General features: G+C 34.3%; 14 protein-coding genes. 6 read left to right on the forward strand and 8 right to left on the reverse strand.

The window, feature by feature from the left end; all coding sequences use genetic code 11:
- Positions 1–204 precede the first annotated feature (204 nt).
- On the reverse strand, positions 205–1,083 hold the full coding sequence (locus tag ACNQGD_RS10115; RefSeq protein WP_417999194.1) for an XAC2610-related protein: 879 nt from the start codon (positions 1,081–1,083) through the stop codon (positions 205–207).
- 243 nt (positions 1,084–1,326) lie between these two features.
- Between ACNQGD_RS10115 and ACNQGD_RS10120 the strand changes: the two genes are divergently transcribed.
- Together ACNQGD_RS10120 and ACNQGD_RS10125 are read left to right on the forward strand one after the other, a co-directional pair.
- The gene (locus ACNQGD_RS10120) at positions 1,327–1,854 is read left to right on the forward strand and encodes a Pycsar system effector family protein (protein ID WP_417999195.1); all 528 of its coding nucleotides are present in this window, start codon (positions 1,327–1,329) and stop codon (positions 1,852–1,854) included.
- Between the two features lie 680 nt (positions 1,855–2,534).
- On the forward strand, positions 2,535–2,975 hold the full coding sequence (locus tag ACNQGD_RS10125) for a hypothetical protein (protein WP_417994549.1): 441 nt from the start codon (positions 2,535–2,537) through the stop codon (positions 2,973–2,975).
- Between the two features lie 139 nt (positions 2,976–3,114).
- On the opposite strand, the gene ACNQGD_RS10130 is transcribed toward ACNQGD_RS10125, so the two are convergent.
- From ACNQGD_RS10130 to ACNQGD_RS10155, 6 genes are all read right to left on the reverse strand, one after another.
- Positions 3,115–4,344 (reverse strand): peptidylprolyl isomerase, encoded by a 1,230-nt coding sequence (locus ACNQGD_RS10130; protein WP_417999196.1) that lies wholly within the window; start codon positions 4,342–4,344, stop codon positions 3,115–3,117.
- A 35-nt stretch (positions 4,345–4,379) separates the two neighbouring features.
- Entirely contained in the window at positions 4,380–5,507 is a 1,128-nt protein-coding gene (locus ACNQGD_RS10135) for a peptidylprolyl isomerase (RefSeq protein WP_417999197.1), read from the reverse strand.
- 133 nt (positions 5,508–5,640) lie between these two features.
- Positions 5,641–6,294 (reverse strand): gliding motility-associated peptidyl-prolyl isomerase GldI, encoded by a 654-nt coding sequence (gldI, locus tag ACNQGD_RS10140; RefSeq protein ID WP_417999198.1) that lies wholly within the window; start codon positions 6,292–6,294, stop codon positions 5,641–5,643.
- A gap of 3 nt (positions 6,295–6,297) precedes the next feature.
- Positions 6,298–7,302 carry a DHH family phosphoesterase gene (locus tag ACNQGD_RS10145; protein ID WP_417994545.1) on the reverse strand — a complete coding sequence of 335 codons (1,005 nt, stop codon included), beginning with the start codon at positions 7,300–7,302 and terminating at the stop codon, positions 6,298–6,300.
- Between the two features lie 69 nt (positions 7,303–7,371).
- On the reverse strand, positions 7,372–8,628 hold the full coding sequence (locus tag ACNQGD_RS10150) for a voltage-gated chloride channel family protein (protein WP_417999199.1): 1,257 nt from the start codon (positions 8,626–8,628) through the stop codon (positions 7,372–7,374).
- Positions 8,629–8,662: 34 nt separating this feature from the next.
- Positions 8,663–9,073, reverse strand: coding sequence for a RidA family protein (locus ACNQGD_RS10155; protein ID WP_417994543.1), 411 nt, complete (start codon positions 9,071–9,073; stop codon positions 8,663–8,665).
- Between the two features lie 305 nt (positions 9,074–9,378).
- Here ACNQGD_RS10155 and ACNQGD_RS10160 point away from each other — a divergent pair, with 305 nt between their 5' ends.
- Positions 9,379–10,026, forward strand: coding sequence for a hypothetical protein (locus tag ACNQGD_RS10160; RefSeq protein ID WP_417994542.1), 648 nt, complete (start codon positions 9,379–9,381; stop codon positions 10,024–10,026).
- Positions 10,027–10,045: 19 nt separating this feature from the next.
- Here ACNQGD_RS10160 and ACNQGD_RS10165 read toward each other — a convergent pair whose 3' ends face one another.
- Positions 10,046–10,573 (reverse strand): hypothetical protein, encoded by a 528-nt coding sequence (locus tag ACNQGD_RS10165; RefSeq protein WP_417997375.1) that lies wholly within the window; start codon positions 10,571–10,573, stop codon positions 10,046–10,048.
- A 183-nt stretch (positions 10,574–10,756) separates the two neighbouring features.
- Between ACNQGD_RS10165 and guaA the strand changes: the two genes are divergently transcribed.
- The 3 genes from guaA (at position 10,757) to ACNQGD_RS10180 (ending at position 14,766) form a co-directional block, all read left to right on the forward strand.
- Positions 10,757–12,286 carry a glutamine-hydrolyzing GMP synthase gene (guaA, locus tag ACNQGD_RS10170; protein ID WP_417999200.1) on the forward strand — a complete coding sequence of 510 codons (1,530 nt, stop codon included), beginning with the start codon at positions 10,757–10,759 and terminating at the stop codon, positions 12,284–12,286.
- A 126-nt stretch (positions 12,287–12,412) separates the two neighbouring features.
- Entirely contained in the window at positions 12,413–14,365 is a 1,953-nt protein-coding gene (locus ACNQGD_RS10175; RefSeq protein ID WP_417999201.1) for a LysM peptidoglycan-binding domain-containing protein, read from the forward strand.
- Positions 14,365–14,766, forward strand: coding sequence for an OsmC family protein (locus ACNQGD_RS10180; protein ID WP_417997378.1), 402 nt, complete (start codon positions 14,365–14,367; stop codon positions 14,764–14,766). The genes ACNQGD_RS10175 and ACNQGD_RS10180 overlap by 1 nt, the downstream gene beginning before the upstream one ends.
- The last annotated feature ends 17 nt before the right edge of the window (positions 14,767–14,783 follow it).

A 14,783-nucleotide genomic window follows, 5' to 3' on the forward strand; every position in this document is an offset into this window, starting at 1 on the left:
TTGTGTTCAAAAATGAAGGAAAACATGAAAAAAACCAAGTTGAAACAACTCCACAAAAAAAGAGGAACAAAATCCTCTTGAAAATACCTCTACAATCTTTACGATAACTCCATAGTGCTGACGGCAGGTATTCGGTTCCGTTCAACACGGGCTTCATTGTTCGTGCTGCGCACACAACGAAACCCTAGCTGTTACCTGCTGTTTTTATTCGCATTTTACTTTTTTATAGTCTTCTGTTTTCTCGTCATATTCAAGACAAGTCTTTTTTACTAAAACCATTTTGTTGTTTACCACTTTGTATTCTGCATTCATATGACTTCGTCCTGCACAACATTGATTGTGTTCGTATATTCGTTTTGTCGTTTTGTCAAATTCTAATGAAGACCCTTCAAATGAACTCTTAAAATATTTTCCTGTCTTTGAGTCGAAAAGGAAATATAAACTTGAAGTATTTGGTCCTGCATAACTTTGTTCAAATACTGAAAAATCTTTAACTCCGTCAAAATTATAATCATCTGTACTTACATTGTCTAAACCCCAAATTTCGCATTCTAAATTTGTGATTTGTTGTATCAGCTTGTCTGTCTTTTTTTCAACGATTTTGACACCCGTCACCTTTGCATTAAAATCTCCTTTAACTTTACTGACTATGAGTTTAAAATATCTGTCTTTTAGTGAGATGGGTTGTAATATTTCTTTGTTTGTCCATTCAATACTATCTCCATAATCAATGTCAAAAGATTTTGTCAAAGTTATTTTGAGTTCTTTGCTAGTTTTAATGTCTTTCCAAATGCCGTCAATTTTAGTTTTATCTGGTTTGAAATCATTAAAAACTAAAGTCGCATTGGTTTTGCCCAAACTATCTTTTTCTATTAGCGACAATAGTCCGTTCTTCAATGTTCCATCAATTTTTATTGGGTCGTCAAATTTTGTGTAAACATAAAATGCTCTTGCTACTCCGTCTGAATAAATATTTGTAACAAGTTCAATTGGATATTTATCAATATAACCTATGTAACTTGTCTGTCCAAACAAGTTAATTGTCAATAATACAAAAGTCAATATTGTTAATCTCTGTTTCATTTTTGTTGGTAGTGTAAAATAGCAGGTAACGTCCCGCTAGTAGGCGATGGTCGGGGCTAAGTTGTCCTAATTTTTCGGTTAATCACTATATCTCCAAGTACAAAACAATATTTCCATTTAGCCTAATTCCCGACTATTGCTTACTAGCTGTTAGTGGCTGCCAAAACTTACGTCGTTAAGTATATTATTTTTTCGACCGTAATGAATATTATTAAAAAATAAAAATACACTAAATTTGATGTTATGAAAAATGAAAGATTAGAAATACTTGATAAAATAGAATCCATTGAAGCTTTAAAACTAATTAAATCTGAAGCTGAAATGGTTTTAGACGAGTCTCTTTCGTCAGAAAGTATAATTACAAATAAAGCAAATACAATTTTTCAAATTTTAATTGTTATGTTGTTTTCAGTTTTAGGATATTTAGTTAATGGATTTCCAAATATTAATATCAATTCTCCAACTATAAAAATTTGTTTGTTTTTAATAGCTATAAATACTTGTTCAATTTGGTTTTTATTAAAAATTATTTACCCAAAAACAACATATACAAAAGGAACTACGCCTAGTAAATTATTGTTTTCGGATATAATAATAAAAGATTGGGAAGAATATTCTATTCTTAAAAACAGAATTTATAATTTAGATGATGCAATAGAACAAAATAAAAAATCCCAATCAAATAAAATAACTAATTTTAAAACATCTACTTATATTTTATTGATTGGGTTGTTTTTTGTTACAATCTATTCTGTTTGTGTTATTTTCTAACAACTGTAGAATCATTTTCAGTTCTAACTTGAGTGTCATTAGAATCTCTTGTTGGAGTAGGTGGAGGATTACTTGAAGTACTTCCTGTTTGTTGGTCGTCGTCTAACATATTAACATTATTAAAGTTGTTATTTAATTCCCAGCAGACAGGATGTCTTTTTTTTATTAAGGGGACTATTTTTAATTGGTTGCCACTAACTAGTATATAGGCGCTACAGAATAGCGCATATACATCTCATTTTGGGTGGATAGGCGCTACTGCGTAGCGTATTACTTTCAAATATACACTTTAATTATTATCTTACAAATCATCAAATGGACTTTTTATTTCTTGGGTCTTTTTGAATTTAGAGAGGACTATTTGAGTTGTCATTGCCACTTTTTTGCGTGAGGGATAAAAGTGAAAATCCTTTTATGAAGCGCAACGGAATAAAAGATTGCAACGGATAGCCCGACCCGATTTTTTAGCGGGTCACGCCCAAATTGTGAATTTTAGAATCAGTAGCAGTATTTGTTTGACACTAATTTTTAAATAAAAAAGGTAGTGGACTTTGCGAAAAACTTTGCGAACTTTGCGGTCAAATAATACGATATAAAAGGAGGATAACGTAAACTGGAAATAAACACCGGTAGCGTTGTACGAATGGCATGTTCCTTTAAAAAATAAATATAAACTACGTATGAAAATAAATCCAAAAAACGGAATTGACAAGCTCATTTTCGGAATGAAACAAAATGATGTTACCGCTATTTACGGGAAACCGGACAGGAATTACAAGGACGAGGATGATAATGTGATTTTTGCTTACAACAAGCTAAAAATGCGTTTGACTTTCTATGTCGAGGAAGAATTCAAATTGGGTTATATTGTGGCGTCTAGCCCGGAACTGGATTTGTTTGGGCATAAAATAATCAATAGAAAAATTAGTGACGTCAAAAAAGATTTGGCTGCCAAAGGAATCACTAAATTTACTCAGGAAGAATTTGATACGTTCGAAAACTATTTCAATGAGGAAAACTGGATTATTTTTCAAACGGAATTTGATGAGGTCGTGAAATTTGAGATTGGTGCGATTATCAATCAAAAAGATGAATTTGACTGGAAATTTGGAAAGAAATAATAGAAAATGAAACGCTGATGACGCTTACTAAACGCACAATCGCCGATTCCTATTCTTGTAATCATAGAGAATAAAGTATAAAAATAAACCCGACAGATTTTGAAGTCTGTCGGGTTTGTTAATTTGTGTTTTTTGAGAATTATTGTTTTGGAGCGGGTTGTTTTTCTATCATTTCTAATTCGAAAATAAGTGTTGTATTTGGCGGAATAACGCTACCGGCACCTCTTTCTCCATACGCTAAATTTGATGGGATAAAGACTACTGCTTTGTCTCCAAAGGACATGTTATCTAAACCTTCAATAAATCCTGGAATCATACCCTCTTTTTTCCCTGCTTCAAATGGGAATGCTTGGTATCCGTTTTGTGCGGCACGGTTTGCATCAAATTTTCCGTAGCTTTTAGAAACTTCTTCATAACTGCTGTCAAACAGCGTTCCATCTTCAAAATAACCGGCATAATGGAAATAAAATGTCGTTCCGTTCGCAGGTTTTACGCCTGTTCCTTTTTGTGTTATTTTGTATGCTAATCCTGATGGAGTAATGGTTGCTGTTGCTTTGGTGGCGGCTAAATAGGCTTTTTTTGCAGCTACTACCGGACCGTATTTTTCAGTATATGCTTTTTTGGCTTCGGCTTCAATGGCGGCTTGTTTTGCTTTGTTTTCAGCGTTAATTGCATCCTGTTTCTTTTGGTCTTCGGATTTATTGTTGAAATAATCGGAGAACACTTTTGGGGCATCAAATTTTTTGGCTAAAACACCTTTTCTTACGATGGTAATTTTAGTAATCACATCATTTGCAGCGATGGTGTTGACCACGTTCATTCCCGCAGTAACATGACCAAAAACAGTATGTTTTCCGTCTAACCAAGGCGTTTCTTTGTGGGTAATGAAAAACTGACTTCCGTTTGTAGTTGGCCCGGAATTAGCCATAGAAAGCATACCGGGCTTGTTGTGCTTTAAGTCTGTAAATTCATCTTTGAACGCATAACCCGGGCCACCAGAACCATTTCCAGAAGGGTCACCTCCTTGAATCATGAAGTCTTTGATCACACGATGAAATTTTAAACCATCAAAGAAAGGTTTTCCTTTTAGTTTTGCATCGGTTACAAAAGTGTTCTTACCTTCAGCAAGTGCGATGAAGTTAGCTACAGTTACCGGAGTTTTTTTGTATTCTAATTCAAGAACAATATCTCCTTTGTTTGTAGCAATTGTTGCAAAAATCCCTTCGATTACTGCTGGTGCTTTTACTACTGGTTTCACAGCAGCTTTTACTGTTGTTACAGGTTTTTTTACCGGAACAGTTTTCTTTGTAGTTTGAGAATGCATGTTTAACATCCCCACAAATAATAAAAACAGAATTTTAAATTTCATTTTTTAAGTATTTAAGGTCCAACTTTTTTAAGCGGTTATTGTTGCGGTATTGTTTCCAATAATTCAATTTCGAAAATGATATTAGCACCTGGAGGAATTACTCCTCCAGCTCCCGCTTCACCATATCCTAATCGAGACGGAATAAAAAGTACCGCTTTGTCTCCAAAAGATAATTTTCCTAATCCTTCAATGAAACCAGGAATCATGCCATCTTTTTTACCCGCTTGAAAAGGGATGGGTTGGTACCCGTTTTGAGCGGCTCTGTTTTCGTCGTATTTTCCAAAAGTTTTAGAAACACTTTCTACGCTGGCATCAAATAATTCTCCGTCTTCCAGAAAACCGGCGTAGTGTATGAAAACATTGGTGCCATTTGCAGGTTTTTTACCGCCACCTTTCTTTGTGATTACATATTGCAATCCTGTAGGTGTTTTAGTTGCTTTGGCTTTTAAAGTGGCAAAATAAGCGATTTTTTGTTCCCGAACTTCCTTATATTTAGCGTCGTAATTTTTTTTGTTTGCAACATCAACCGCCGCTTTTTTCTTTTGATTTTCTGATTCTACTGAAAAATAATCATTGAACGTTTTGACAGCATTAAACTTTTTGGCCGCTTCACCATTTCTGATGATAGTAACTTTAGTAATGTAGTCATTTTGTGCAATTTTGTTTACAACTTCCATTCCTTTGTCTACTACATGACCAAAAATAGTATGCTTTCCGTCTAGCCAAGGTGTTGCAAGATGTGTGATAAAAAACTGGCTGCTGTTGGTTGTAGGTCCGTTGTTGGCCATAGCCAAAATACCAGCTTTATCAAATCTTAAATCTGAAAATTCGTCTTTAAATTTATAACCGGTATCTCCTGAACCTGTCCCTAATGGATCTCCCGTTTGAATCATGAATTCTGGAATTACTCTGTGAAATTTTAATCCGTCAAAAAATGGTTTGCCTTTAAGGTTTTCATTAGTGACAAAATCATTTTTTCCTTCGGCTAATGTTACATAGTTGGCAACAGTTATAGGCGCTTTTTCGAAATCTAATTGTACAATTATGTCTCCTTTATTGGTTTCTATTTTTGCATATAAACCATCAGGAAGATTGTTGTGCTCTTCTTTGCAAGAGTACAATGAAGCAACCACTAGGAATACGAATAAGATCTTTTTTTTCATACGATTTTTTTTTATATTTATGGACTCGAGCGATAGCGAACAGGCGAAGCAATATGGTATCGCCATTCTTCTTTATTATTTTGTCCCGAGGCTTCGGGATTGAATCCTGGCGATTTCATTTCTAAATTTAATTTTATTGCGTTATAGTGTCTTTTGGATTAGTCACGGCGTTAGTTTCAGGTTTAGCCGGAGCAGGTATTGCTTTTAGTTTGACTTCACTTTCTTTTTTGTATGCTGCTTCCGATTTAAAATCACGTAAAGTTACCGTGCAAATCAAAGGCTGATTCGTGCCAATTTTTTTATCGTCACCATGATACCCATATCCCATATTGGAGGGGAAAAGAAAACTCACTTTTTCGTTTTTACGCATTAATTTGATACCGTCGCGCAATCCCATCATGATGTTTTGTTTGTCCACATAATAAATTTGTGGTCTTAATTCTAATTCAGAATAGATAACGGTTCCTTTTAAATCTTTTATTTCGTAGTCAAAAAAAGCAACATCCCCTTTTTTTGGAGTAAGAGAATCAATTTCATTTTTGGTCAGATAAGTATACCAATATCCTTTTTTGGAAGCGATATATTTTACATTGGGATTGCTTTTGATTAAAGCCTTAATTTGAGTTTCTTCGCTGGCAACCAGTTTTTTATTGCGTGCGATTGATTTCTTCATAAAGCTTCCGGAAGTCTGTGATATAGGCTTTCTGGCATCCTGATGTTGTTTACAGCTTGACGCGAGTATGGATAAAAAGAACCCAAATGCGATTAACGTACTAAATTTAGACATCTATTATATTTTTAGCGTTAGTACTAAACCTTCAAATTTTCGTATTGTTTCTTCCATAGATACTTCTGATTTTCCACCGGCAGCATTGCGATGTCCACCACCATTGAAGTGATCTCTGGCAAATTGATTGACATCAAAATCGCCTTGCGAGCGAAATGAAATCTTGATGATTTTTTCTTCTTTATTTTCGATAAATATAGCGGTAAAAACGATTCCTTTTATACTTAATCCATAGTTTACAATTCCTTCGGTATCCCCTTTTACATAATCAAAAGCATTCAATTCGTCTTGAGTAAGCGTTGTGTATGCAGTTTTGTGTTCTGATAACACTTTCATGTTTTGAAGCGCTCTTCCCAATAATTGTAATCTTCCAAAAGAGCTATTGTCAAATAATAAGGTTGGAATTTCCGTATTTTCGACACCTAAATCGATTAATTCAGCGATTATTCGATGGGTTGTTCCTGTTGTTTTTGGAAAACGAAAAGAACCTGAATCGGTAAGAATTCCGGTGTAAATACACGTTCCTATAGTTTTATCGATATCTTGTTTTTTTCCAAGAAATAATATGAAGTTGTAAATCATTTCACAAGTGGAACCAAACGAGGTATCTGAGTAGGTAAATGTGGCATAATCATCAGGTTTTTGATGATGATCAATCATGATAAATGGCGCTTTTAGCTTGGCTAAAGCATGTTCCATTTCACCGGTACGGTGCAAAGCATTGAAATCTAAAGTGAAAATAAGCTCCGCTTCTTCCAGTATTTTAGTACAGTTTTCTTTGTCTTTTTCGTATACTTTTACGGTTTCTGATCCGGGCATCCACGCCAGAAAATCAGGGAATTCATTGGGAGAAACCACCACAGGATGATGGTTGTTTTTTAGTAAAAAATGGTAAAGCCCTAAAGTAGAGCCCATGGCATCGCCATCAGGACCTCGGTGTGGGATTATGGCAATTTTTTTTGGAGTTGCTAATAACAACTGTATCGCTTGAATATCTTGTATTTTCATAGAATGCGAAATTACATTTTTTTAATGTAATGTTGAAATCATTTTTGGAATTAACAAACTTTTACACTGTTACAAAAGCTCCATGTTTTTTCTTCTTAATTTTTGATACACTTGGTATTTTACTCCTTTTACTATTTGAGCATTGTAAATTCCCACTGATCCCGAAGAAAAATATGCGATAATACAAGCAAGACCAATAAAAATACCGCTTTCTATCCCGAAAAGTTCCATCCCCATAACCGTACAGGCAATAGGAGTGTGAGTTGCTCCCGAAAAAACAGCTACAAATCCCATTCCTGCTAAAAGTGCTATGGGTAAAGGAATTACAATCGATAAAGCACTTCCCAGTGTGGCACCAACGAAAAATAGCGGAGTCACTTCGCCACCTTTGAATCCTGCTCCGAGCGTGAATCCTGTGAAAAGTATTTTTAAAATAAAATCATACGAAGCATTTGGATTAGAAAAAGAATCAACAATCACCGGAATTCCTAAGCCGATGTATTTTGTAGTTCCAATGCCGTAAATAGCCACCGCAAGAATTATTCCTCCAACGAAAGGTCGAAGCGGAGGGAAGGAAATGATTTTCGAAAATAAATGGCTCCAGAAATGGGTACTTCGGGAAAATAACATGGCGGCTAAACCAAAAAGAATACTTGCTGGAATTATCCAAAATAAGGTTGTAAAACTCATTTCGGGAAGGATTGGAATACTGTAATGGGTGTGTTTTACTTGCCAGAATTCAACGGTGAAATAAGCGATGTATGCTGTAAAAAAGGACAATGGTATGCTTTTATAACTGATTTTACTGAAATATAAAACTTCTAAAGCAAACAAGGCTCCAGCCAAAGGTGTTCCAAAAACGGAGGCAAAACCAGCGCTAATTCCCAAAATGATTAATGTCTTTCTGTCGGTATTATCAAGCTTAAAGATTCTTGTAAATTGATCGGCGATGGCACCACCCATTTGTACTGCGGTTCCTTCACGACCTGCTGAACCTCCAAAAAGGTGTGTAATTAAGGTGCCAAAAAGTACTAAAGGAGCCATTTTTAAAGGAATTGTTTTTTGAGGATTTTCGTATTCTTCCAGCAATAAATTATTGCCTTTAACGACAGATTTCCCCCAATAGTAATAGACCAATCCTATCATCAAGCCTCCTATTGGCAAAAGCCAAATCATCCAGTTGTTGTGTTCCCGATATTGTGTAACCCAATCCAATGCCATTAAAAAAAATGCAGATGCCGATCCAGAAAAAAAGCCTGTCAGAACACATATGAAAATCCATTTGAGAGAGACAAGCATTATTTTTTTTGCGTTTTCTAAATTCATTACCAAAATTGAAGGGATATTTTTTACAAAAGTATTACAATCCTTCTTGAATTAACGGTTTCTCAGAAGCGATAGCTGTAAATTCGATTTCAACTAAATACTCTGGCGCTACGAGTTGATTGATTCCGTAGAAACCAGTAGTTGGTTTTATATCTTTAAAAAACTTGGCATGAGCGGTTGCTACGGCTTCAAATGTAGACACATCAGTAGTAAATATGCGGGTACGAATGACATCTTTCATACTTACATTCAGGTCTTCCAGAACTTTTTCTACGCGCTCTAAAATATTTAGTGTTTGGGCATAAGCATCGTCAGCTTTTACTTTTTCACCGTCAACAATAGCTACCGTTCCTGATACTTCAATGATATTTCCAATGCGTACTGCGCGGCAATATCCCATTTTGTCCTCCCATGGTGAACCTGTCAATATGTTTTCTCGTTTCATTTTAATTGTATTTAGGCATTAATTTACATTGTTTAAATGCAATTTTTGGTGTGGCATAATATTTGCAATTTATAAAAAATACTGAAATGAAAAACAGTATTTTTTAATTAAAAACTTCAATTTTTGTTGGTAATTGTTAGAATATTTTAGGTTCTAAAACGCAATAAATTTAAGAAATGAATGTTATAAATGAAAGTTAAATAATAGTATAATTAGTCATTATGTATGATTAGTTTTTTATTTTTAAAATTTTACAAGCACTGATAAACTAATTTAAAAAAGTTATGAAAAGGATTTTATTTTTAATGATAGTAATAAGCATGTCTTTAAGTGGATATGCTCAGAATGAATTTAGTTCAAAATTTAAACCCATCCCACTCAAAAATAATGCTCCTAAAATAAAAAAAGTGACTCCGCCAAAAGCAGAGATTCCTCCTATTAAGACTCCGAATGTATTTAAAAACCCGGAACTTTTAAACCCGAATCCGAGTCCTTCACTTTCGATTACTCCAACTAGTAATTTCTCGATGACGCCCAAAAATGAATTTATTAATCCCGGAGATGTTTATAGAGATAAATTAAACAAAAAGGAAGATAATTCTGAAGGTCTTGTATATAGAAAAAATCAAAATTTAGGAAATTTCACAACCAGTTCACTTACCGCCAAAGTAAGATACAGAGATGCAGCTTATGTCGATGGCGATAAGATTCGGGTGTACTTGAATGATAAAGTAGTTGAATATCAAGTGAATTTAGATAGTAATTTCCAAGGTTTTGAAATAGTATTGGAAAAAGGATTCAACAAGATAGACTTTGAGGCCTTAAATCAAGGAAGTTCAGGTCCAAATACGGCTGAATTTCAGATTTATGATGACAATGGCGGTTTAATTTCGGCTAGTCAATGGAATCTAGGAACTGGTTTTAAGGCAACAATTATTGTTACAAAAGAATAATTTAGTTGCCTTAATGTACCTAAAACGGATCAGCAGTAACTTTAAATTTCATATCAGATTTTACCGTGATATCTTGTGTCAAACTTTCTTTGATAACCGCTTTAGTTCTTATTTTGTAAGAAGAAGCTTTGATGTATTTGTCTAGTTTCTGAGAAGTACACGTTAGATTTAGCACGTTTGAAGTCGAATTGATGTCATCTAAATAAGCCAATTCTATTTCGTCATTTGCATCTGTTGAGATGTATAAATGAATCGATTTAAGAAAACTGAATGAGGTATTGCTAGGATTTGTGATGGTCAATTTTAACTCACTTAATTTGACATCTTTTACTAATTCAGCTTTGGTATTGTTATTTTCAAAAGTAGAACTTGAGTTTGTAGTAACATCTGGAGTGATTACATTAAAAGCAGTGCCAAGAGGAAATCCACTTTCAATTTTAAAAGTTGTTTGATTGTCTATTGTAAAAGTCAATAAATCATCAATCACATTGCACGAAGTAATTAAGAGCAGTACTGTTGCTATTGATAAATAAATTTTTGTTCTCATTGAAATGTTGTTTTATTTTAAATTAATTTTTTAGACTGTATATGTTCACTTACGAAAATTATCGGGTCTGGGTTTTAAGGGTTGTTTTAATTTTATTTTAGAGCAATAATTGAAGTGTGACAAATAAAATAATATTTTTCAAAAATCAATTTTCAATTCAAAATATAAAAAGTATTTTTGCGCATGCAACACAACGTACTTATTTTAGATTTCGGATCGCAATATACTCAACTTATTGCGCGTAGAGTTCGCGAATTAAATATATTCTGCGAAATCTTCCCTTACAATCATTTTCCGAGTGATTTATCATCTTATAAAGCAGTAATTCTTGGAGGAAGCCCTTTTTCTGTTAGAGGAGAAGATGCGCCACATCCTGATTTATCTCAAATTAGAGGAAAACTACCTTTATTAGCCGTTTGTTACGGAGCACAATACTTATCGCATTTTAGTGGTGGTGAAGTAGCGTCTTCCAATACTAGGGAATACGGTAGAGCTAATTTGTCTTTTATTAAAGAGAATGAAATTTTCTTTGAAGGTGTTTCAGAGAATAGCCAAGTTTGGATGAGCCATAGTGATAGTATTAAGGCATTACCAACTGATGGAGTGAAAATTGCAAGCACACATGATGTGGAATTTGCAGCGTATAGAATTGAAGGGGAAACCACTTATGCAATTCAATACCACCCAGAAGTTTTCCATTCAACAGATGGATCAAAAATGCTGGAAAACTTTTTAGTAAAAATAGCCGAAGTGCCGCAAAATTTTACACCAAATGCTTTCGTTGAAGAAATGGTGGCAGAATTAAAAGAAAAATTACAAGACGATAAAGTCGTGCTTGGTCTTTCTGGTGGAGTAGATTCTACAGTGGCAGCAGTTTTATTACATCAAGCTATTGGGAAAAACCTATACTGTGTTTTTGTCAATAATGGTTTGCTTCGTAAAAACGAATACCAAAACGTATTAGACCAATACAAAGGAATGGGTTTAAACGTAAAAGGAGTCGATGCTGGAGATCGTTTTTTATCTGAATTAGCAGGTGTAAGTGATCCGGAAACCAAACGTAAAATTATTGGACGTGTATTTATCGAAGTTTTCGATGATGAGTCACACCTTATAGAGAATGTAAAATGGTTGGCGCAAGGAACAATTTATCCGGATGTTATTGAATCAGTTTCGGTAAAAGGACCTTCGGCTACTATTAAATCACACCATAATGTAGGAGGTCTGCCTGACTATATGAAATTAAAAATTGTGGAACCTTTGCGTATGCTTTTCAAAGATGAAGTGCGTAGAGTAGGGGCTTCATTAGGAATTGATCCAGAATTATTAGGAAGACACCCTTTCCCAGGACCAGGATTGTCCATTAGAATTCTAGGAGATATCACACCAGAAAAAGTACAAATTTTGCAAGATGTAGATAAAGTTTTTATTGACGGATTGAAATCTTGGGGATTGTATGATAAAGTATGGCAGGCAGGAGCAATTTTACTTCCGGTAAACAGTGTAGGTGTTATGGGCGATGAGCGTACTTATGAGAAAGTGATAGCGCTTCGTGCCGTAGAATCTACGGATGGGATGACGGCTGATTGGGTGCATTTACCGTATGATTTCTTGATGAAAGTATCTAATGATATCATCAATAAAGTAAAAGGAGTAAATAGAGTAGTGTATGACATTAGTTCAAAACCGCCAGCAACTATTGAGTGGGAATAATAATTAGATTTTAATCAAATCTTTGAGCATCATTATTTTAATGTTCTCTATAAAACGGTATCAAATTTTTGGAATAAAATTTGATACCGTTCCGTTATTAATGATTGAATAATTTTATAAATAAAAATGATGAAATATTTTTTTGCAATTTGTATAACGGCTTTGTTTTTTAATAATAGTGTTTTTTCACAAGAAAAAACTATTACACATAAAGTAGGGAAAGGAGAGACAATGAGTCAGATTGCAATAAAGTACAACGTTACTCCGTATGATATTTACCAATTAAATCCAGATGCACTAGGTGGTTTGAAACCTAATAGTATTTTGCTGATTCCAAAAAGCAGCGGGAAACAAAAAGTAGCGGTTCAGGCTAAGGCAAATGCGAAAGCGATTACCCATGAAGTAGCGCCAAAAGAGACTTTGTATGGTATCGAAAAAAAATATGGCGTTTCTGACGAAGCATTAAAACAAGCAAATCCTTTTTTGGAAAAAGATGGATTGCAAATAGGCCAAATCCTTGAGATTCCTTCTGGTATTAAACAAAAAAACACTACTCCGGTACAAACAAAAGTAGTATATCATGATGTTCTTCCAAAAGAAACCAAGTATTCTATTGCCAAAAAATATGGCATTACCATTGAAGAATTGGAGAAAAAAAACCCTGAAATAGTTTCAAATTTGCCTGTTGGGTATAGATTAATTATCAAAGGGAATCCCGAAAATTTGGGGCCAAAAGTAGATAAAACTGCAACAGTGGTTGAAGCTAAAAAAGAAATTATAAAACCGAGTCCTGAAAAAGTTTCTACCGCAGTTCATTATTTGAATTATGTGGTAAAACCAAAAGAAACACTTTATAGTTTATCCAAAATGGCAGGAATGAGTCAGGAAGAATTAATTACTCTCAATCCTGCATTGTCTCAAGGTGTGGTGGAAGGGATGGTTTTGAAATTTCCGGCAACGATTAATATCCCGCAGGAAGCTAAAAAAGAATATGCTGTAATCTCCAAGAAAAGTAACGGTAGAAAAAAACTAGTCTTGCTTTTGCCTTTTAATATCTCAAAAATTGAAGGAGATACGGTCAATTCGACTGCAATGCGTTTGAAAAAAGACAAATTCTTGAACATGACTTTGGATTTTTATGCAGGAGCTTTGGTAGCAATTGATTCGGCTAAACAACTGGGACTTGTAATAGATGTAAATGTATTTGACTCTCAGGAAACTAAAAACACTTCTAAAATTGCCGCGCTAATTAAAGAAAATAATCTGGAAAATTCAGATGCTATTATAGGGCCTTTCTACCAAAATAATGTTGAAAAAACAGCTGAATTGTTAAATGTAAATCAAGTGCCAGTGATTTCACCTTTATCAAAAGACACGGCTCTTTCGTTTAGCAATATGTTTCAAACGGTTCCTACCGCTACCACTGTTAAAAATGCGATGTTCGATTTCATGAGGTCAAAAAACGGGAATATTGTAGCAGTTGTTGACAAGAAAAAAGAATCGGTTATACAGTTTATCAAAGAAAATCATAAAGATGTGAAATTTTCAACGCTTACTGCGAATGGTGGTGTGTCTGCTGAAAATTTAAAAAGTTTATTTGTGAAAGATAAAATAAACTATGTGGTGATGGAAACCGGAAATACGGGAATGATAAAATCGACCATGGCGGCTATGTTAAGTGCTATGGCTACTTATAAAGTACAATTGGTTATTTTAGAACCCAACGAAACATTAGATACAGACGAAATTAGTTTTGTGAATTTGACAAAATTGAAATTAATGTATCCTTCTGTTTCTCGTGAAAATGAATCTCCTGAAGCTTTAGTTTTTGAAAAAGAGTTTAAAAAGAAAAACAAAAGTTACCCGAGTGTATTTGCTACTAGAGGTTTTGATATTACTTTTGATACCATGATGCGATTGTCACAAGACAAGAAATATCAAGAAACGATTGATATTACTGCTACGGAGCAAGTAGATAATAAGTTCGAATTTTACAAAAAAGAAGACGGTGGCTACATTAATAAAGGAGTGTATATCTTATATTATGACACTGATTTAACGATAAAAGAAGCAAACTAATGACATCAATAGTAACTTATTTAGGGGATTTAAGAACCTCTTCAATTCACATACAATCCGGAATTGAAATTATTTCGGATGCTCCTGTAGACAATAACGGAAAAGGCGAGGCTTTTTCTCCAACGGATACTGTAGCCAATGCTTTGGCAAGTTGCATGATGACAGTTATGGGGATAAAAGCACGTGATTTGGAAGTTGATTTGAAAGGTTCCACTGCTGAAGTTACTAAAATCATGAATGCCGAACCAAGACGCATCGGTGCAATCGAAATTTCATTCGAGATGTATGGAGCAGTAGATAAAAAGAACAAAACTATTCTGGAAAGAGTCGCCATGACATGTCCTGTTTTTCTAAGTTTAAATACTGAAATCGAAAAACGTATCATTTTTAACTGGAAATAAAGAGATTTGTGAAGCAA

The organism is Flavobacterium glucosi (assembly GCF_048286535.1).
In the GTDB taxonomy this organism is placed as follows: domain Bacteria; phylum Bacteroidota; class Bacteroidia; order Flavobacteriales; family Flavobacteriaceae; genus Flavobacterium.